The following is a 20,317-nucleotide window of genomic DNA, read 5'->3' as shown; positions in this document are numbered from 1 at the left end:
CTCCTCCATTCCACAAAAGTGGTATTATTTCTGAGTATAGGTATACACCATATACGCAAGTGCCGCGGCAACGATTATACCGCCAAGAAACGGAGCTACCGGAAATGCCGGGCCAGGGGGACGGAGCAGTATTGCGATCACACCAACCAGTCCAAGAACACCTGCGAAGATCATCAGATAGTTATTCTTTGGGCCAACACCAAATCCAAGCCCTCCGAGGATCAGTCCAAGACCGATAAAGAAGACCGATACGGTTATGTTCATGTCCCAGCTGGATATCCAGCCAACGAGGATTGCCACACCAACCATCAGGGCGAGTGCTGTCCACCCCATCTGGAATCTCTTGTCATCTGCTCTCATAGTAATAAACTCCTAAATCGCTGGAATATATTTATTCCCATTCTTATAGAATGGCATGTACACAAGTTTATGCGAATTGATGGTAAATTCATAGTCGATCTCCTGTAATGTGCCTGAAATCTCGGTCTCATGCCGTAAAAACATGAACTCGGCATGCTTTCTGGCATCAGGGTTCTCCATCCAGGCCGGAATCCTGGGCACACCATGGAAATCGGTATCTGCCTCAATAGCAGGAGGCCGAAGGGTATATTCGACATTCCACTCTTTGACGGTATCAGCAGAGATATCTGCCGCACAGACATAGAGATTCTGATTCCCGGCCATCTTCTTCTCCTGCTTCAGAAAACGCATCACCTTCCCACCGAGAATCTTCTCCTTATTCACCTTGATATCGGTGTTGATAACCCAGAACGGCATATACAGCCGTTCGTAGTTTGCGTTCTTTTTGAACTTCGCGATGGTGCTGTCGACCTTTTTTACATCTCCCTCCAGAAACTCCATGATATTCTGGCATTTGCTACAGATAAGGATCCGATCACGTGCCTTGGCAGTGATCGGATTCCCGCAGTTTGTGCATTGAAGTGGCCTTAAAAATACCATACTTATGACCTCGCAACGATCTCTACGCTCCCCTGCGGTTCAAAAACGGGGACATCAGCCGTCTTCTTAAACATGCTCATCGGGTTGAAGCTCGGTTTCGGCAGGTCACCAACAATCACCTCAGATCGGTATCTGAAGGTGTTATATGCATACCAGAGGACGGATAGGCCAATGATCGTCGTCGCAACAAACAGTCCGCTCTCCGTGATGATGGAGTATCCGATACCCCCTCCTGTCAACCCACCGGCTACCGCCCCGCCGACACCGATCGAGATGCTCTGATAAAACGCATCCCCCGGAGCACGGCCTGAGAGGACGTCCCCAGTGACGCCATCAACGACGGCAAAATATCCCTTCTCCATGTAGTCATACCGGACCACCTGGAACGGGTAGAATACCAGTTCAAAACCCTTTGTATCCACAAAGAGTTTCGAGAACGTGACCTTCTGCATTCCCCGGCGGCCATCAGCATGCGCCTGATCAAAGATCCTCTTTTCACCGGCATCCCTGGCATCACTCTTTGATTCAGTCGCCTCAAAAATCGGAATCTCATCTTCGTCCTGGAATGGAAGGATCTCCCCCTTGACATTTTTGATGGAGGTTACACCGATATCCCCGGCATCGCAGGCGATACGGGAGTAGAGGTAGTCATTATCCACAACATTGTTGTAGTAGCTCGTACTGGTATTCCCATCCTTGTCCTGCTCCTCCGTATATCCACAGACTATCCCTTTGCCTCGCCCGATCATTCGCCAGTAGGGGAGATAGATCGAGGATACTTCAGAGATAACACCTTTCTGAGGGAGATCGCGCGCCTTGAATCCTTTTTTAAACCAGGCGGTCACGGCGGCCACCGCCTTGTCCCTGTCGATGGCCATCCTGTACATCAGTTTTGAGATCCCCTCCTTCGTCTTTAAGGCATGCACGCTGTTGCAAAATTTGCATAAAACCAGCTGATCTCCTTCCTGAACTTCAACCCTTCCACCACAGGATGGGCAGTTCATGCCAAAAACGATCTTATCAGCCATTTTTCACCCCCTTCACAGCTTTTGCAGGTTGCTCTTTTGGCACCTGCGTAACCTGCCGGGCGAAGTGATACCCGACCAGACAGCCGGCAACGACGAGAATGTAAAAGATCCATGAAACAAGGCTCCCGAGGAGACCACCAAAGAAGGCGATACCAAAGCTAGCCATTGCAACAAGTCCATACGGCACAGATGAGCGTGTCGGGAAATTATCAGTATAGATCTTTCCTGAGGAGCCGTCAATGACCGCTTTATACGTCATACCCTCGAATTCATAGTTGAATTCATAGATTGGGAAGTATACAAGAGCCTGCTCTTTCCCTTCACCCTCAAGTTCAGGAAGATACGCGTCCATCCCAAAATCCACATCAAGGGCAACAGCATCGCCGGGATTAAATTTCTCATCATAGATCTTGATATCCCCGGCAGGAATGATCAACTGACTCATTCCAGGGAGCACCGTCCCCTTTGCAGGTTTTACATAGATCTTTTCTCTTCCATCCACATCCCGACGAAACTGGTACACCGGGAAGTACTCTTTTTTGATTTCAGTTATCTTTGCCTTCGACTCAAGTTCTTTGTTGGCTTTTGGGTTTGCGGTCCATCTGCGGAATATGCCTTTGGCCTTCTCCTCATCAACGAAAAAAGGAAGGACATAATAGAACATGACTCCGCTTCTGTCAACAAACGCGGTTGTTCCACAATATTTACAGTTTATAAAATGGATTCCGGTCTCTGCACTTACCGGGGCACCACATTTTGGGCATGAGAATGATGACATCTCAATTGGGAATATACGCCTCCTACTAATTATCATTTTGCTTGAATAATCGATAAAATGATATACGATATTATTAAAAAATAATTATAAAAATAGGTTTTTGGGTAATTCAGTTGGCCGGGTTCTTTACAATCATCACCTGAACATTGGCATCAGATCCAAACAGGCCAAGTAATGCCCAGTTTTTGATCGTGATGGTCGTGTCTTCGGTAAAAGTGACAACCCGGTCAAAGGTCTTCTGCCTGTTCTGGTTCAGTTCAGGCATCGTGTTGAAGGAGATGACCAGTTCCTCATCCGAGGCGATCGAAATTCTGTACGTTCCACTTGTGAGATCGATAGTTTCCTCCTTGTTGTCAGGGATGATATACGTCCGATCGACAATGACCTCCTCTCTATCTGTACAACCGGCAACTGAAACGGCTGCAAGGACAAGAAGGATCAGAATGAGTCCATGAATTGTGCGTCCCATAAATTAGTATGAAATCACAATGATATTTAATAACTGCGTTTAATTATATAAGCAAAATATAATATTTAAATTAGAATAAATTATTTAATGAGATCCGCCAGAGGAGATCAAAGCATTCCTGAACCCGATTCCCGGCAAGGTATCATTCTTCCCGGAGTCAGCAGGCCCTGCTCTGTAAGGCAGGATAGGAGACTGCACCGATCTTTGGCAGAAGGAAGAGAAAACGCTATCAGATCCGATCCGTTTCTTCCGTACCCGGCAGCGATCTCCGCCAGCGCCCTTCCGGAACGCAGATGAGAAACCGTGCCCCCTCACCATACCGGCCATCCTCTTTGATCGTTATACCGGTGATTGCAAGTATCTCCTGGACGAGATAGAGCCCAAATCCATGGCTCCTCCCAAACGACGGTTTGAAGATGGATTTTTTCCTATTGTCGGGAACACCCGGACCATCATCCTCGATGGAGATGATTAGATCTGCTCCTGCCTCATATGCAGACCATCGCAGATATGTCGCACCCCTGGCGTGAAAGAGAGCATTCTGTGTCAGGTTATGAATGATCTTTGGAAGCATCGGATCGGTGAAGATCCCAACATCCGGGAGATCATTAAGCAGAGAGAGGCTGCCCGTCTTCAGAATCGGGGCTGAAACGGAGGCGACAAGGGATCGGATCATATGCCATGCAGGGGCCTGAAGACCCATATCCTGGTAATCTTTGGTAAACTCAAGTTTCCTCTGGATTGAGACCATCTGTTCATCCAGCTTCTGAAAAGTTGCCTTCACCTCATCGGAGAGCGGGAGATCACCTGCAAGATCAAGATGCGCAACCACCACCGTCACGTCATTGAGGATATCATGCCGGGTGATTGCGGTGAGGAGGTTGATTTTTTTGTTTGCGAGGGCAAGTGCCTCCTGCATCTCCCTGAGCCGGAGTATCACCCCGTCTTTCTCTTCATTTGCAGCATGGAGCTGCTGATAGATCCGTGCATTCATCATTGCAAGACCAAAGACGGGAAGGAGAAATTCGACAGTGTTTCGGTATCGCTCTATGTACTCGGGTGTGGAAAATTCATCCATCCGAAACCATGCCAAAATATCGTTCCCATGCCTGATCGGAAGAATAATTCCATCAGTGCCATCTGGAAACGGAGTATATCGATATTCAGTTACAGATGGGGAGAAGAGGATAAGAAGGAGGTTCTCTATCCTGAGAGATATCTCATCCATTGTCGTTGCATTTACAATATCACTGAGGAGATCGAAGGCCATCGTGTAATCTGCAACCTTTGATTCGAGATTCTGGCATCCTATAACGTTATTCTCCCTCTCGGCCCTGAGATCAGCAGAGAGGAGTTCCATCCTGAGCCTGAGCGAGAAGATGGAGAGATCAACCGGATATGTCTCAAGATCTGCACCAATCTCCGCAGCTATCATCTCTGCGCCGGCGTCGGCATCAGGATCATATCGTGTACGGAGATGAACAAGCCGGCTGATCCCGGCATCCTTCAGGTGGATCATTCCGGGGGAGAGATCCGTCAGAAACCCTGAGGTGACCATATAGACACCGGATCCAGAGAGACGCCCAAACTCTGCATCAGTGAGAAAGACCTCAGGGGATCTGAGATGCGCCACGTCCCGATCTGCAGGTATTGGATGGGAGCAGCCACAGCTCACAAAAATCAGGGGTGAGACCCCCGCTTCACGAAGCGATCTCAGATACTCACCCTTCCAGTCCGCAGGACTCAGAGAGGTATGAGACGGAAAGGTGATGAGAGGAAGACGCTCATAGTCGGTCCCCCTGAGAGCAGCTATGACCTCATCCCTGAGATTTATGCAGACGAGGATGCCGGCTCCCGAATCCTGCTGGCTCATGGCGCCGGATATCTCCCATACAGGTGTGCTGCATCTGCGATTGCCCTGATGACCGGGTCCTGAACCTGCCAGGGAATCTCGCCATGGTTATCAGAGAGGATAAAGCCGCCACCCGGGGCCCCCATATCGATCGCTTCCCTCACCTTCCGCGTGGCGGTCTCCAAAGACCAGTTCCGCATTGAAACCCCATCCAGATTGCCGATGATGGCAATCTCCCCTTTGAAGGCTTCTTTCAGGTCAGCAAGACTCTCAAGTGCAGAGACACCAACGGCGACCGCTCCGGATTCTATCAGTTCCCTGGCAATAGGAAGGGCCCGTCCGGAGGCCAGATGGTACGCAACAGGACCTGGTATCTCCCGGATAACCTCTTTTGCAATCGCAAGACCGGTCTTTCGGGCAAGGTCCGGAGGGATGATCGTCGGTGAAGAGACCGGATCGAAGTAGACTATCGCAGTCGCACCCGCCTCAATCTGGAGCGAGGCCCATGTGATACAAAACTCCCGGTTCACCTCCATCAGGCGCCAGAAGAGTGGATCTTCTGCAAGAAGGAGATCGAGATATCGTCCGAACCCAAGCTGCATCACAGGAAGAGAGAACGGTGAGATGGCTACTCCGGCAATCGGGACGGTGTCGCCATATCGATCAGCCAGGATCCGGGTCGCTGTCAGCATCCGGAGAAGTGCCGGAGACATGGTAGGATCGGGAACCTCAAGAGATTCGATATCCCGCACCGGCGGGGCTCCCGCGTTTGGAGGACCATCATCAAAGAAGATGGTCTCCCCACCAAATGCCTCCCCCTCTGCGGCACCATAGCAGAATCCGGTCATGCTGTCCCCTCCGTATCGCTCCCGCAGCCTTTCCTGCCCCAGAACGACATGTGCGGGATCGCTAAAGTACTCCCGGATGGAAAGCCCGGTCTCCCGTGCTCCATGCATGGTGAGATTGAGGAAGAGTGGGAGACGATCCGGTTCAGTAAGAGAGAGGGCAGTCTCTGTTCGTTCAAGAGAGGTCATCTCACCATCACTCACGGCAGGCCACCCCCGACCAGTGAAACGGCCTCTCCTGCATCATGAGCAAAGGCATCTGCATCAACCTCCTGCCAGAGATGCTCATCAAAAAGAAAGGGGGCTCCCCCGACGATCACCCTGACAGAGAGGCCCGCCTCTTTCAGGGAAGTAGTGAGCTCCCGTACTTTCAGGGCTGCCCGAAGCATCAGTGCCGAAATGAAGATAACCTCAATTCCATCATCTCTGATCTTTTCCACAAGATCAGAAACCAAAAGACCGGCACCATAATCGGTCACCTGGTACCCTGAAGCATGAAGGGCGGTCATGACCGTCTCTTTTCCGAGGGTATGGTAGTCCTCAAGGACTGCAATACCAATCACCGGCTGATCAGGCCGGATCCCGGATGATGGAACCGGGAGCGAGCGGATAAATTCTTCGCATATCCTCCCGCTGACATACACCTGGGAGAGAGAGGCTTCCCCATCAGCCCACTTTACCCCTATCGATCTGAGTGCGGGCTCGATGAGATCGGTGATGCACTGATATGGCTCATCCGTGCTGCAGGAGTCCCTGAGGATCTTCCGGGCACCGACACGATCTGATGAAAGAAGGGCCACTTCAAGGGCATCTGCTGGAGATGCAGCATTCCCACTCTTCATGATTTTTTTATTGCGGCTTGTTTATGATATAGTTATGGGGAGGGGAGCGTCAGGCTCATACGCTGTTATTGGAGATATCCCGGCCATAGATAGAAAGGGTAACTGAGACATACGGAGGCACCCCCCTCCCCCGATCATTTCCTGATAACCTTCAGGAGACCCCCGATGACAAGGCAGAGGAAGGCAGGACCGGCATATCCGAATATCGAGATGAAAATAACAAAGCCGGAGATGATCATCACCCAGCCACCGATGAAGTTATCCTGTGTACTCCCCCCGATGATACCCCCCATCGAGAAGACAAAGGCAATAAGACCGGAGAAAACCACATCAGAAAAACCCGCTCCGGAGAGTTCGCCGGCGGCTCCCATCCCCATCTGATAAAAGAAGCTGATGAGATGGTGAAATGCAGCCCCGATACCAAGGAAACCCCCGATCAGTCCAAGCCAGAACGACGGGGCATAGGGTTTTGCCATAGCAATAATACGGAGGGGAGAGGAGATAGCAGTATCTGTCCTCTGCCACCGCGTATGAAGAGAGAGCCGCTGAAAGTCCCCTGAAAAGACCGTCTTCCTCACGTAATTATAACGAGGCATCGCTTCCTCCGCTCTTGATAGAGCCTCAATTCGTTTCTATCAATTTATGATGAATTGATAGATAGTGATAGATACAGAGTATGTAATGACAAACATTAAAACCAGTAATATATGCTCTCCTTCACTTTTTCCGGGATGGTGCGGGCCCGTGAAACCCACACCTATCAGAAGAGACTGCCATATATTTTATAGCTACACGATAGAACAATGACTGTATGGGCAGAATCACCAAACTCCATATCGAGAATTTCAGGGCTATAGGAAGCCTTGATTACACGCCGCATCAGCTGAATATCATCTGCGGCAAGAATAATACCGGAAAGTCTGCCCTTCTGGATGCCATATATATAAGCGAAGGAGGAGATGGGGCAGAGAGGAGATCATTTGAGGAGGGAAAGACTCCGAACTTCATAAAAGACGGTGAACCAACAGCCAGAATACTCTCTGACAGAAACGAGATCACCATATATCGATCCCTTGACATCTATAGGAAGGCACAGCCTGACTCATACACTGAGATCAGGGAGTATCTTCTCTCCATGCTTCTCGAAGATCTCGAATATTACGATGATGAGTTTCAGGAGGCATACCTGAAGATCATCCTTGACTCCCATGAGTTCATCATTATCAGATCAGGGTCCGCCTATACGGTTATACCATACAATTTGTCAGAGAGACAGATCATAACTGAACAACTCAGGGAGATCATCGAGGATGCAGAAGAGAGACAGCCACAACATCACCAGTCAGACGATCCCGGCATCACTACAAAGAGGCGCCGGATTCGTCCTGTTTCTGCATATCGGATGTTGACGACATCTTTATCAAACCGCTTCGGTCACTATCAGCCATTCAAAGAATCTTCCAGCGAAATAGAACAACCCATCATAAAAATCTCCCATAGAGAGAAACTCTCCATAAAAAAGATGGCGGATGAAGAGATTCATCTCCTTGAACAGTTCATCAAAGAACATAATCTCGTCAGAGACCTTTTGAGGCTGACGCAGGATAATGTCCTGTACAGAAGAGGTGACAGGATCGAGACCGTCCCGATATCAGCTCATGGCGACGGATTCATCACCCTTCTCTCCATCCTGTACCATCTCCGCAGAGCAACAGATGGTATTCTCCTCATCGAAGAGCCGGAGAATCATCTCCACCCCGAATATCTCACCATCCTGATAGAGACCCTCTTTACCTATGCACCAGAACTCAACGTCCAGGTCTTCATGACGACCCACAGTTACGACCTCATCCAGATTGCACTGGAGTACCCTGAGGATGAAGCTGAGAAAGAACTCCTTCTCATCTCAAAGATGGCAAGTGACGGTGTGACAATCGAGAAGTTCGATTACACCGTCGATGAGGGGAGAAGAGTCATCGAAGATCTGAAACTTGACCTCCGGGGCATCTGAATATGCCAAAAAAGACGGTGATCCTCTGTGAAGGAGTGCACGACCTGATCTTCTTCTCGATCCTCCTTGATCAGAAGGGGATCTCCTATCGATCGGTATATAATCGGGAGCTCACCGAAACCCGGGAAAGGACCCCTGAGACAAATACTATCAGGAGATTCATCAGCAGAAAAGGAGGAAATACAAAGTTTCTCATCAAAGACGAAGATGGGTGGAAGAACTGCATAGATAACTTCGTTACGCTCTATGAAGATATGAATCCAAAATACAGGCTGTTGCTCTGCCTTGATGATGATCAGAAGACACGGGAAAGACTGAAAAGAGCGACCAATGAGAGATTCCGAAAAGATATTCTCCTTCAGCAATCCGAATTCTTATATCAGACCAAGGATGAGATGAAGCATCTTGTCTTCTTCATACCAGGCTCTCTTGAGAGGCAGCTGAGGCAGATCACTGGAAAAAATCCAGATCTCAAAGGAGATGAGGGGAGGTCCACCCTCACCTCATTCATCGACCAGTGCCGAAGAGAAGACGCTCCATGGCTTTCAGCCCTTGAAACAATCCTCTCCGACTGAGATTACCCTCTCCCAAGCTCCTTATGTGCCTTTGCGAGATGCTGGGCCGCCAGTGCCCCAAGGAGCGACAGCTCCCCGGCAAGCACACCGGCCGCCACGATCTCGGCAAACGCCTTTGCATTGGCACCCGGCGGATCCCCGCCGCCTGCAACACCAAGGAGGGAGAGGCAGGCGGCCTGGGTCGCGATCCCGGTCCCCCCGCCAACGGTTCCAACCTGTATTGCCGGGAGCGTCACCGCCACATACACCCCGCCATCCATCGGATCGGCGGTCGTGATGCAGGACGACCCCTCCACCACATGGGCGGGATCCTGGCCGCAGGCGATATAGAGAGCCGCGATGATGTTTGCGGCATGGGCATTGAAGCCGAGGGCACCGGCACGGGCGGACCCGACCAGGTTCTTCCGGGTATTGACATCCAGAAGCGAGGCCGCATCGCACTTGAAGACATCCCTGATGAGATCGTCAGGGAGGAAGATCCCGGCGGTGACGCTCTTCCCCCTCCCCTCCACAAGATTGATGGCGGCAGGCTTCTTATCGGTACACATATTCCCGGAGAGGGCGACGAGCCGGGCACCCGTCTCCTCTGCAATGTAATCTGCCACCTTCTGGGAGGCGATCGTCACCATATTCATCCCCATGGCGTCTTTTGTATCGAACTCGAACCGGAGGAAGACGCTCGTCCCGACAATATAGGGGACCATGCCAAGGAACTCGCCATGCGATGTCGTCGATTGGGCGATCTCCGCAATCTCCATCAGATGATCCTCGGCAAATGCGACCACCTCATGGGCATGGGCAACAGAATCGGCTGCAAAGACCGGTGCACGGGTCATCCCGTCACGGAGGATCCGGACCTCCGCACCCCCGGCCTTTGAGATCGCAGAGCAGCCACGGTTCACCGATGCGACAAGGGCGCCTTCCGTCGTCGCAAGCGGAAGCCAGAACGAACCCTCCGCATACTCTCCGCAGACGGTGACCGGGCCTGCAACACCGACCGGGATCTGGACACAGCCGATCATATTCTCGCAGTTCCGGGCAACCACCCGGTCAATCGGGATCGTGTACTCACCAAGGGCAGAAAGATCGGTATCCGTCTCTTCGGCAATGAACTCCCGCCTGAGGCCGACCGCCTCATCCGGGGGGAGAACCTTCTCAAGTGCGTAGAGTTTCAGTTTCCCGGATCTGAGATCCGCACGATGATCATCCATCATCAGGACTATCTCCCTCTTCGGCAATGTACCTTTGGAGGAGATCACCGCTCCTCTGCGATCCGTTTCACCGTCAGGGTGATCATCCCCCCGGCTTTCCGCCCATGGAACTTTGTAATCCGCTCCCACCGGTTTCGATCATTCTTCTTCACCCACCGGAGCCACTGGACAAGGGACCGGTTCCCTTTACTTCGCTTACACTCAACGCAGGCCGGCCCCTCGCGTGACGAGCTGGCATTGGCAGCTCCGCTCCCCCGCACCGATCCGGCACCCTGGATCGTCCTCCCACAATATGAACAGTCATTATACGCCATATGAATCGATCAGATTTCGCGGTCATTCTATTTAGATCATCTGGTAGAGGGTGTTCCGCTCCCGAAGAGTCCGGCCGAGATCCTCTGCCATCCGCCGCATCACCTGAGGATCAAGGAAGTCGGTCGCTGGTGCACCCGCACTCTTTGAGATCGACTCTTCATAGACGGTCCCCCCGAGATCATCAGCACCGGAGAGGAGGAGGAGCTGGGCCATCTTCTGGCCAAGTTTCACCCAGGAGACCTGAATATGCCGGAGGTTATCAAGGAACAGCCTCGATACCGCATGCATCAGGATATCCTCCCTCCCTGTCGCACCTCCCCGTGCCTTCCCCTGCCGATAGATGGGAGTCTGCTGATGGATGAAGGAGAGGGGGACAAACTCGGTAAATCCATTCGTCGCATCCTGAATCTCCCTGATGATCGCGAGATGGCGGGCACGGTCGGCATCGGACTCGATATGGCCGTACATGATCGTCGCGGTCGTCGGAATACCCATCCCATGACACTCCCTGATGATCCGGACCCACTCATCGGTCGGGATCTTCCCCGGACAGATCGCAGCCCTGACAGAGTCGACGAGGATCTCAGCACCGGTGCCGCAGAGGGATGCAAGCCCGGCACTCTTAAGCTGAAGGAGAACCTCGGCAGTTGATATCCCGCTCTGCCGTGCCGCATACGCCACCTCCATCGGATTGCCGGCATGGATATGCACACCGGGCGCACCCCGCCTGATCGCCTTGATGATCCCGGTGTACATCCCGGCATCATAGTCAGGATGGAGGCCGGAGACCGAGCAGATCTCGGTGATATGATGGAGATCCTTCGCCTCCCGTGCCTTCTCCTCGATGATATCCAGAGAATATGCAAACGTCTCCGGATGGCCGGGCCGCCGCGAGAAGCCGCAGAAGCCACAGGCATTCACACAGATATTTGTCACATTGATATTCTGGTTCCGGACAAACGTCACCTGATCCCCGACCGTCATCTGCCGGACCTCATCTGCCGCTTCTGCAACCCTGAGAACATCACGCCCCTTTGCCCCAAGAAGCGTGACGGCATCCTGTTCTGTTATCCTCTCACCGGCCGCCACACCCCTGAGGATAGCCCCTATCCGTTTCCCCATACAGATGCATTAGACCAGACATGAATAAGAAGTATCCGGCACCACCCTTTAGCGAATGATCGAGGCATGGGCGGTCCGGATACCAAAGCGGCAGGGGGAGGAGAGACGGCGGGAGCTGATCCAGGACGGCGTCATAGCCGGACACCTCCGGCCAGAGGCAGACGGAGACGACCTCCTCATCCCGGTGACCGAATCCCCGCCCGGCACCGAGCGAGCCCTCTTCAGGGAGATGCAGACAGCACCCCCGCTCCCACGCCATGAACAGGTCGGCGGGATCGCGATCATCCAGGAGAACGATCCCCGTGGAGCAGAGCGGATCCTCGCCGCCCGCCCCTCAACCCATACCGTCCTCCATGCCGAAGGTGCTGTCGAAGGGGAGTTCCGGACAAAGACCTTCTCGGTCCTTGCAGGCATCCCCACGACCCGGACCACCTATCCCGAGTATGGGCACCGGTTCACCATCGATCTCAGTTCAGCCTACTTCTCCTCCCGCCTCGCCACGGAGCGGCAGCGGATCCGATCTATGATGAACGACGGCGAGGCGGTCTGCGATATGTTCTGCGGGGTCGGCCCCTTCCCAATCATACTTGCCGATAGAGCAGGATGGATCCTCGCCTGTGACAAAAATCCCGGGGCGATCCATCTCCTCATCGAAAACCTTACAAGAAACCGAACCCGAAACGTCCTCCCGATGCTCGGTGATGCCGCACGGCTCGGAGATATCTTCGGGGAACGGTTCGACCGGGTCCTGATGAATCTCCCTCTTATCGCCCACCAGTTTTTACAAACCGCAACGGTCCTCACCCGGCCGGGCGGGACGATCCATCTCTATGCACTCCAGGAGAGGGAAGGAGAGTATCGAGATCTGATCCAATCCATCATCCCGGAGAGTACCATCAACGAACGGTTCCTCCGGTCCTACTCTGCCGGGAAGTGGCATGCAGTCTATGATATCAGAAAAAAGAAAGATTAAACCGGGACGAACTTCGTCCCGTAATGGATGATCCCGGACGGCCCGTCCTCGGCGATCACCCGGAAGACCGATTTGACCTTCATCCCGATGCTCACCTCGGTCGGATCACAGATCACCTGTGAGGTGAGGCGGCACCCCTCCTCAAGCTCGATGATCGCAAGGACATACGGCGTCATATTCGAGAACTGATCGCTTGCAGTCCGGATCACCGAGAAGGTGACGACGGTCCCCTTCCCACAGCAGGTATGATCAACGATCGTCCCGTCCCGCCGGCAGTCCGGGCAGAGGGATCTGGGCGGGAAGTAGATCGTGTTGCAGTTTTCGCATTTTGTACCGATGAGATTGTACCGCTGGGGAATCTTCCTCCAGAATCGCGCTACCGTCATAGTCAGGCCCTCCTGAAGATATGACAGGCGACCGTCGCACCGGATCCGCCGACATTCTGGGTCATCCCGATCTCGGCACCATCCACCTGCCGCCGTCCCGCCTCGCCACGGAGCTGGGTGACGATCTCCCAGACCTGCTTGATCCCGGTCGCACCGACCGGATGTCCACAGGCCTTCAGACCACCGGAGGTGTTCACCGGGAGATCGCCGCCGATATACGCCTGACCTTCCTCATAGAAGGTGCCGGCCTCGCCCTTCGTCACAAACCCGAGATCCTCGATGGCACAGATCTCCGCAATGGTGAAACAGTCATGGACCTCGATGAGATCGATATCCTTCCGCGTCACGCCTGCCTGTGCAAATGCCCGGTTACCGGCTGCCACCGATGCATCGAGGGTCGAGATATCCCGGCGATCATGGAGTGCAATCGTGTCGCTCGCCTGAGCTGAGCCGATCACCGCCACCGGTGCATCGGTGAACTCCCTGGCCCGGTCGAGCGGGGCGACGACGACTGCCGCACTCCCGTCAGATACCGGGGAGCAGTCGAAGAGCCGGAGGGGATCGGCGACAAGGGTCGAACGAAGAACCGTATCGATGGTGATCTCGTTTTGGAACTGTGCAATCGGGTTCATCGACCCGTGGTAATGGTTCTTCACCGCCACACTTGCGAGCTGATCACGGGTGAGCGGATAGCGGTGCATATAATCGGTTGCGATCATCGCATAGAGGCCGGGGAAGGTCGCCCCTGCAAACCCTTCCCACTCACGGTCTGCTGCTGCTGAGAGGACATCGGTCGAGTCCCCGGCATCGGTCATCTTCTCAACACCCGCCGCAACGACGATATCCTCCATCCCGCTTGCAACCGCAAGAACAGCCTGCCGGAATGCCAGACCACCGGATGCGCAGGCCGCCTCGACCCGTGTTGCAGGGACATGGCCTGCATGGGTGAGGCCTGCATAATCTGCGATGAGTGCCCCGATATGCTCCTGTTCAACAAACCTCCCTGCACTCATATTGCCGACATACAATGCGTCAATCGACTCGCCGCCAACGCCCGCATCCTCGATGGCGAGGGTGCCCGCCTCGACGAAGAGCTCCCGGAACGAGGTATCCCAGCGTTCGCCAAACTGCGTGCATCCGACCCCGATAACTGCTACTTCTCTCATTCCTGCATCACGATCTTTCCTTTGTGTCTTGCATACAGTGCATAGTCAAGGTACCGGGGCTCACTGATGAGATCCGCTACAGCTGGCGCCTTTGACCGGTTGATCTCCGTTGTTATCGCATCCGTCACCCTGATATCGAAGGCATCGGATCCGGACCCGGAGCCATAGCTGCAGACGAAGATCCGATCTCCCGGCTCTGCGATATCGAGGGTTGCGGCAAGGCCAACCGGGGAAGCACCCGAGTAGGTGTTTCCGATCTTCGGGACGACCAGCCCCGGTTTTGTCTTCTCATCCGAAAAGCCGAGCATCTTTGCGGCTCTCGTCGGGAACTTGGCGTTGGGCTGATGGAAGACGGCATAGTCATAATCGGCCGCCTCGGTCCCCTGCCGCTCAAAGAGGAGCCTGCTTGCCCCGAGGACATGCTTGAAGTACCCGGGGTCGCCGGAGAACCGTCCTCCATGGCGGGGATAGGGCTGGCCTTCCCGCCGCCAGAAGTCAGGGGTATCGCTTGTATAGGAGACCGTCTGGGTGATCTCGGCGATGGGGTTTTCCGATCCGATGAGAAACGCCGCCCCGCCGGCTGCTGCCGTATATTCAAGTGCATCCCCGGGAGCACCCTGTGCGATATCCGCACCGACGGCCAGGCCATACCGGATCATGCCTGACCCGACGAGGCCCATGCAGGTCTGGATGGCGGCGGTCCCTGCCTTGCAGGCGAACTCATAGTCTGCCGCCGTCATCACCGGTGTCGCCCCGATCGCCTCACCGACGGTGACCGCCGTCGGCTTGACCGCATAGGGATGGGATTCGGAGCCGACATAGACCGCCCCGATATCAACGGGATTGATCTTCCTTCGTGCCAGGGCGGAACGTGCCGCCTCTACTGCAATCGTCGCGGTATTCTCGTCAAGGTCGGGGACCGACTTCTCAAAGACGCCGAGGCCGCCGGTGATCTCGGCCGGGTTTGCACCCCAGACCCGTGCGATCTCCTCGACCCTGACCCGGAACCGCGGGATATATGCCCCATAGGTGATGATGCCTACCATGCCTGTCTCCTTAGAATAGTAATGATGTCTTCAATCGACTCTTCTGTTGAATAGACCGTGATGCGATCCCGCTCTGCAAGCTTTGATACCAGTGGATGCACCAGATCCGGGTGTATCCCCTGAAGGATGACACAGGGTGGCTTAAACGGGGTCACCCGGATCGCGACCATCGGTGATTTCCCGCTTGACACCTCGGTAAAGATCAGTGCCCGCTCCGTACTCCATCCATAAATGCGGTTGAACTCGTTTGGAGAGAGAGTGAGGATCGCGTTTAAGCTGTTTACAATCGTGTATCCAACGATCCGGTGATCCGAGCCGCCACAGATGAGCGAGCAGTTGATCGCATCAGCAAAGTCATTGACCGGGACAGCATCCGAGAAGTCGTGGATATCATAGATGACCTCGTCATCGAGGTCCGAGAAGAGCATGGTCGAGTACTTCTTCGCATAGACCCCGCCCTTCTCCTCATCGATTGCAAAGAGGCTGTCGATGATCTTTCCGACGACGGCCGTCCCCGGACTCTTCCGCCTCCCGCTCTCGTAGTCGCTGATAACCGACGGAGATACCCCAAGATGATCGGCAAGAACACCAGGGGATATCGAAAAACTCGTCCGCCACTTCTTCAGGGCTTTGCCGGGGACATCAGAGAGGGTAATCTCTCCTGCTATCTTTTCGGCAAGCTGCTGACGCTGTCCGGGTTTCACCTGTACCTCTTCGCACCCTTTCTACATATATCTAACGAAAGAGGGTTCGACATTTCACGAAGTCCCATGCCCCCTCCATAAACGACAGATTATCTTCAGAGATGAGTCAGAGAGGTTGTTTCATTACCCTGGAATCCCCGGTTATTCCTATTAGATTTGTGCACTACATCCGGTATGATCAAGGGGATCATCCACTGGCTGGACAAATTGTAATTCGTATTTACAATTTGTCCACATTCAACAATAATTATGATATGCGACGATAATTACTATTCATGACCCCCTCCGTCACCATTGATGAAGTATATTCTGAAATAAAGAAGATTCAGGATACTATGGTTCGTCGGGAAGACCTGGATATCCTTCTCGATACGATTGAGATTCTGAGCAACCCGGAAACGATGGCGAAGATACAGAAAAGTGAAGATGACATAGCTGCCGGACGGTTCAGAGAGATATCATCGATAGACGATCTGCCTGGTGATTCATCCGTACCGCTTATTTGAGATCGATCACCGCCAGAATATCTGATTATTAGATGATTCCTCCCCGGTATGCATCGCCACCCGAAGCGGCTTTTCTGCACCTATCCCTCTGACTTTTCTCTTCTACGGACAGTCACCGTGATGCCGATTGCCATACTCCCCTCTGAAAAGATCCGGACCGGAAAAACCGGGGAATCCCCCTGCCGCATATAAATACACAAGAGTTATCATATCCTGTCTACGATATTCTCCTATCTGCAATGACAGAGTATCTTCACTTCTGTGTCGGCACGACAGGATATGCCCTCCCTCTTGGCCGTGTACGGACGACCACACGGATGGTTGCGGTCCGGGAGAACGACACCGTCATCATCTATGGCGAGGAGATCCCGGTCGCCGGTATCGGCGAAGAGACACGGCAGGTGAAGGCGACCGATTCTCTTATCATCACCACCCTCAGGGAGGATGAGATAGCACTCATCGCTGACCGGATCGAGGGGATCCGGCCGGAGGAGGAGGCATCACCGGGGAATCTTCCGGGAACCCGGATCACCGGGGATGGTGTCATCATCATCGATGATCTCTCCCTCATCCCGCTTGCATATGGAGCCCTGGCCCCGGATGATGAGGAGACGGCAACCCTCCTCAGGCGGAGGGCTCCGGGTCTCGCAGAGACGAAAGTGACGGATGAGGCCGTCGCGTACCCTGAGATCCTGAGGTTTCAGCTTGGGTATGTCGAGTATGCCGTCGGGATGCAGTATGTCCGTGAGGTGATCCTGACCGGTGAGATCACCCCGGTGCCCGGTGTACCGGCCTTCATCACCGGCATCTCCGCAGTCCGGGGAGAGATCATCTCATTCATCGATCTCCGGAAGTTCTTTGGTGTCCCCGAGTACGGGCTGACGGACTTTAACAGGGTCATCATCCTCTCGGACGGGAAGATGACCTTCGGCCTCCTCGTTGACCGGATCAGGGGGACATCACGGCTCAGACGCCCCCTCCCGGACGCGACAACGAGAACCGCCATCCCGCGGACGCATCTCATCGGAGTAGCCGGGGATGTGGTGATCATCGATGGAAAGGCACTTCTCACCGATCCGGGGATGGTAATCAGTGATCCAGAAAGAGATATCTAAGAAACAGTATAAACCGCCGAGAGGTATATCATGGTAACGTTCTTCTCAAACATGAAGGTTGGAACAAAGATCCTCGTCATCTGCCTCCTCCTTGCGATCATCCCGACCTCGCTCGTCGGTGTCGTCTCCTACACAAGCTCGGCAGGCGTCATCACCCAGCAGATCGAGACACGGCTGCAGGTGCAGGGCAATGACATGAAAGGGTGGACGAACGATGTCTACACCCTCACACGAAACAAGGTTGACAGTGACTTAAATGTCCTGCGGCAGCAGTTCTACCAGCACGGCAGCCCCGAGATCGTCGATGGAAAGCTGACACTGGTCGGTCCCGGAGGCCAGCGGTACATCGTCAACGAGAACTTCGAGATCGTCGATCAGGTCCAGGAGCTCGTCGGTGGAGCAGCGACGGTCTTCCAGGTCTATGATGATCACGCCATCAGGATTGCAACAAACGTCATCGGCGAAGATGGTCAGCGTGCCGTCGGGACCCGCCTCACCCAGGATGTCTTCGATTATTCGGTCATCGGGGGGGAGACATTCTATGGTTCCCGTGATCTCTTCGGGATCCAGTATGTGACCGCATATGAGCCGATCAAAAACAGCCGTGGCGAGGTGATCGGGATCCTCTTCGTCGGGACAAAAGAGGAGGAGACCCTCGATGTCGTCAGGAAGAGTATCAGGCAGACCGTCATCGGCGAGAACGGGTACATGAAGGTCATCGACGGGGCAGGAAATGTCATCGTCCACCCGGCCTATGAAGGCGAGAACTGGATCGACCGGCCGATAGTCCAGACGATCCTCACCCAGAAGGAGGGGATCCTCTACCATACCGTCGACGGAAACGAGATCATCGATGTCTATACCTACTTTGAACCGCTCGACTGGCATATCATCTCAAGGGCATATCTCGCCGACTTCACCGGGCCGATCAATACCATCAGGGATACCCTCGTCGCCGTCATCCTCGCCTCGATCATCGTCGGTGCCGTCGTTGCGATCCTCTTTGGACGATCGATCTCTGATCCCCTCCAGCAGGTCGTCCTGATGATCAAAGAACTGAGAAACGGACACCTCTCGGTCCGTCTTGGTATCAGCAGGCGGGATGAGATCGGGATAATGGCACAGACGATGGATGAGTTTGCAGAAGACCTTCAGACAAATATCGTCGGCAATATCAAGCGGATCGCAAACGGGGAGTATGTCGAGGAGTTCGCCATCCAGGATGAACGCGACGAGATCAGGCCTGCCATTAAGATGATGATGGACTCCCTTGACCACCTCCATAAAGAGACCCTGAAGATGACCGATGCCGCCTGGGCCGGCGATCTCAAGGTCCGTGGCGATGAGAGGGCCTTCCGGGGGAGCTACCGGAGGATCATCGTCGGGTTCAACAAGACCCTTGAGCGGATCACCGAGCCGGTGAACGAGGCGATGCGGCTTGCCGGATACTATGCCGCAGGAGATTTCACCGCCAGATTCAACCCGGATATCCCGGTCGCAGGCGAATTCGTGGCATATCGGGATGCACTCAACACCATCGGCATCGAGCTCTCCCGGCTGATGAAGCTGATCACCGAGGAGCTATACGAAGGAATCTCCGTCCTCTCGTCGGCATCAAGCGAGATCTCCGCCGTCACCTCCCACCTCTCCCAGGAGAGTTCACAGACCGTCCGGATCGTCGATGAGACCTCAAACTCGGTCGAAGGGGTGCGTATCCAGACCGAGCGTGCCAACCAGAAGACGAGGGCTGTCACCGAAAAGGCGATGAAGGCGAGCTTTGTGAGCAAGGACGGACAGCGGTCGGTCCAGGAGATCCTCGATGGCATGAACCAGATCCGGCGACAGATGGATGTCGTTGGGACAAACGTCATCAAGCTCTCCGAACAGAGTACCGCCATCGGGGAGATCATCGCAACCGTCACCGACATCTCCGAACAGTCGAACCTCCTCGCCGTCAATGCCTCCATCGAGGCGGCGAAGGCAGGAGATTTCGGGAAGGGTTTTGCCGTCGTCGCACATGAGATCCATAATCTGGCTGAACAGTCAAAGCAGGCGACCGCACATATCAGGACGATCCTGACAGATATCCAGCGGGGCGTCTCCGGCACCGTCGTATCGGTGGACCGGGGATCCTCCTCGGTTGAGGATACCGTCCGGCTCACCGCAGAGGCACGGCAGGCGATCGAGGTTCTCGCAACTGCCATCGCCGACTCGTCCAACGAGGCATATGAGATTGCAGACTCCATCTCCGAGCAGGCAACCGGTATGGACCGTATCTCCCATGCGATGGAGAAGATCCAGGAGGCTGCACGGAAGAACCTTGAGAACACCCAGAAAGCCGAGAAGACCGCAGAAGATCTCCATGAACTCGGTATCCGGCTGAAGAAGATCACCGAACAGTACCACGTCTGAT

22 protein-coding genes are annotated in these 20,317 nt (G+C 54.0%); 6 read left to right on the top strand and 16 right to left on the bottom strand.

Going from position 1 to position 20,317, the window contains the following annotated elements:
• Positions 1-24: 24 nt before the first annotated feature.
• The 9 genes from J2T58_RS08375 to J2T58_RS08335 all read right to left on the bottom strand — a co-directional run bounded on the left by J2T58_RS08375 (position 25) and on the right by J2T58_RS08335 (position 7,370).
• Positions 25-360 carry a hypothetical protein gene (locus J2T58_RS08375; protein ID WP_253488770.1) on the bottom strand — a complete coding sequence of 112 codons (336 nt, stop codon included), beginning with the start codon at positions 358-360 and terminating at the stop codon, positions 25-27.
• A gap of 12 nt (positions 361-372) precedes the next feature.
• Positions 373-861, bottom strand: a complete 489-nt coding sequence (locus tag J2T58_RS08370) for a hypothetical protein (protein WP_253488767.1) — start codon at positions 859-861, stop codon at positions 373-375.
• Between the two features lie 101 nt (positions 862-962).
• Entirely contained in the window at positions 963-1,988 is a 1,026-nt protein-coding gene (locus J2T58_RS08365) for a hypothetical protein (RefSeq protein WP_253488764.1), read from the bottom strand.
• A complete protein-coding gene (locus J2T58_RS08360) occupies positions 1,981-2,766 on the bottom strand; it encodes a TFIIB-type zinc ribbon-containing protein (protein ID WP_253488761.1) in 786 nt (261 codons plus the stop codon). Before J2T58_RS08360 ends, J2T58_RS08365 begins: the two co-directional genes overlap by 8 nt.
• A gap of 109 nt (positions 2,767-2,875) precedes the next feature.
• Positions 2,876-3,235, bottom strand: a complete 360-nt coding sequence (locus tag J2T58_RS08355; protein ID WP_253488758.1) for a hypothetical protein — start codon at positions 3,233-3,235, stop codon at positions 2,876-2,878.
• Between the two features lie 229 nt (positions 3,236-3,464).
• Entirely contained in the window at positions 3,465-5,108 is a 1,644-nt protein-coding gene (locus tag J2T58_RS08350) for a sensor histidine kinase (protein ID WP_253488755.1), read from the bottom strand.
• Entirely contained in the window at positions 5,105-6,136 is a 1,032-nt protein-coding gene (locus tag J2T58_RS08345; RefSeq protein ID WP_253488753.1) for a uroporphyrinogen decarboxylase family protein, read from the bottom strand. Before J2T58_RS08345 ends, J2T58_RS08350 begins: the two co-directional genes overlap by 4 nt.
• A complete protein-coding gene (locus J2T58_RS08340; RefSeq protein WP_253488751.1) occupies positions 6,133-6,774 on the bottom strand; it encodes a cobalamin B12-binding domain-containing protein in 642 nt (213 codons plus the stop codon). Before J2T58_RS08340 ends, J2T58_RS08345 begins: the two co-directional genes overlap by 4 nt.
• Positions 6,775-6,908: 134 nt before the next feature.
• On the bottom strand, positions 6,909-7,370 hold the full coding sequence (locus J2T58_RS08335) for a hypothetical protein (protein WP_253488749.1): 462 nt from the start codon (positions 7,368-7,370) through the stop codon (positions 6,909-6,911).
• A gap of 215 nt (positions 7,371-7,585) precedes the next feature.
• On the opposite strand from J2T58_RS08335, the gene J2T58_RS08330 reads away from it, so the two are divergent.
• Together J2T58_RS08330 and J2T58_RS08325 are read left to right on the top strand one after the other, a co-directional pair.
• A complete protein-coding gene (locus J2T58_RS08330; RefSeq protein WP_253488747.1) occupies positions 7,586-8,785 on the top strand; it encodes an AAA family ATPase in 1,200 nt (399 codons plus the stop codon).
• 2 nt (positions 8,786-8,787) lie between these two features.
• Positions 8,788-9,360 (top strand): hypothetical protein, encoded by a 573-nt coding sequence (locus J2T58_RS08325; protein WP_253488745.1) that lies wholly within the window; start codon positions 8,788-8,790, stop codon positions 9,358-9,360.
• Between the two features lie 2 nt (positions 9,361-9,362).
• Here J2T58_RS08325 and hmgA read toward each other — a convergent pair whose 3' ends face one another.
• The 3 genes from hmgA to cofH are packed head-to-tail and all read right to left on the bottom strand — an operon-like array spanning position 9,363 to position 12,008.
• Positions 9,363-10,571: a hydroxymethylglutaryl-CoA reductase (NADPH) gene (gene hmgA, locus J2T58_RS08320; RefSeq protein ID WP_253488798.1), complete on the bottom strand. Its 1,209-nt coding sequence runs from the start codon at positions 10,569-10,571 to the stop codon at positions 9,363-9,365.
• Positions 10,572-10,615: 44 nt separating this feature from the next.
• Entirely contained in the window at positions 10,616-10,885 is a 270-nt protein-coding gene (locus J2T58_RS08315) for a hypothetical protein (RefSeq protein WP_253488744.1), read from the bottom strand.
• Between the two features lie 31 nt (positions 10,886-10,916).
• The gene (gene cofH, locus J2T58_RS08310) at positions 10,917-12,008 is read right to left on the bottom strand and encodes a 5-amino-6-(D-ribitylamino)uracil--L-tyrosine 4-hydroxyphenyl transferase CofH (RefSeq protein ID WP_253488742.1); all 1,092 of its coding nucleotides are present in this window, start codon (positions 12,006-12,008) and stop codon (positions 10,917-10,919) included.
• A gap of 55 nt (positions 12,009-12,063) precedes the next feature.
• Between cofH and J2T58_RS08305 the strand changes: the two genes are divergently transcribed.
• Positions 12,064-12,981 (top strand): class I SAM-dependent methyltransferase, encoded by a 918-nt coding sequence (locus J2T58_RS08305; RefSeq protein ID WP_253488737.1) that lies wholly within the window; start codon positions 12,064-12,066, stop codon positions 12,979-12,981.
• Here J2T58_RS08305 and J2T58_RS08300 read toward each other — a convergent pair.
• From J2T58_RS08300 to J2T58_RS08285, 4 genes are read right to left on the bottom strand one after another with little or no spacing between them, the layout of a single operon-like run.
• Positions 12,978-13,367 (bottom strand): Zn-ribbon domain-containing OB-fold protein, encoded by a 390-nt coding sequence (locus tag J2T58_RS08300; protein WP_253488734.1) that lies wholly within the window; start codon positions 13,365-13,367, stop codon positions 12,978-12,980. The genes J2T58_RS08305 and J2T58_RS08300 overlap by 4 nt on opposite strands.
• Positions 13,368-13,369: 2 nt before the next feature.
• The gene (locus J2T58_RS08295) at positions 13,370-14,533 is read right to left on the bottom strand and encodes an acetyl-CoA acetyltransferase (protein WP_253488731.1); all 1,164 of its coding nucleotides are present in this window, start codon (positions 14,531-14,533) and stop codon (positions 13,370-13,372) included.
• Positions 14,530-15,579: a hydroxymethylglutaryl-CoA synthase gene (locus tag J2T58_RS08290; RefSeq protein WP_253488728.1), complete on the bottom strand. Its 1,050-nt coding sequence runs from the start codon at positions 15,577-15,579 to the stop codon at positions 14,530-14,532. The genes J2T58_RS08295 and J2T58_RS08290 overlap by 4 nt, the downstream gene beginning before the upstream one ends.
• The gene (locus J2T58_RS08285) at positions 15,573-16,283 is read right to left on the bottom strand and encodes a helix-turn-helix domain-containing protein (RefSeq protein WP_253488726.1); all 711 of its coding nucleotides are present in this window, start codon (positions 16,281-16,283) and stop codon (positions 15,573-15,575) included. The genes J2T58_RS08290 and J2T58_RS08285 overlap by 7 nt, the downstream gene beginning before the upstream one ends.
• Before the next feature lie 275 nt (positions 16,284-16,558).
• Here J2T58_RS08285 and J2T58_RS08280 point away from each other — a divergent pair, with 275 nt between their 5' ends.
• The 3 genes from J2T58_RS08280 (at position 16,559) to J2T58_RS08270 (ending at position 20,316) form a co-directional block, all read left to right on the top strand.
• Positions 16,559-16,789 (top strand): hypothetical protein, encoded by a 231-nt coding sequence (locus tag J2T58_RS08280; protein WP_253488725.1) that lies wholly within the window; start codon positions 16,559-16,561, stop codon positions 16,787-16,789.
• Positions 16,790-17,028: 239 nt separating this feature from the next.
• Positions 17,029-17,904: a chemotaxis protein CheW gene (locus J2T58_RS08275; RefSeq protein WP_253488724.1), complete on the top strand. Its 876-nt coding sequence runs from the start codon at positions 17,029-17,031 to the stop codon at positions 17,902-17,904.
• A 30-nt stretch (positions 17,905-17,934) separates the two neighbouring features.
• A complete protein-coding gene (locus tag J2T58_RS08270) occupies positions 17,935-20,316 on the top strand; it encodes a methyl-accepting chemotaxis protein (RefSeq protein ID WP_253488723.1) in 2,382 nt (793 codons plus the stop codon).
• The last annotated feature ends 1 nt before the right edge of the window (position 20,317 follow it).

It is taken from the genome of Methanocalculus alkaliphilus (assembly GCF_024170505.1).
Classification (GTDB): Archaea; Halobacteriota; Methanomicrobia; order Methanomicrobiales; family Methanocorpusculaceae; genus Methanocalculus; species Methanocalculus alkaliphilus.
The sequence above is the reverse complement of the archived record's forward strand: the minus strand, read 5'-3'. Positions and strand labels throughout refer to the sequence as shown.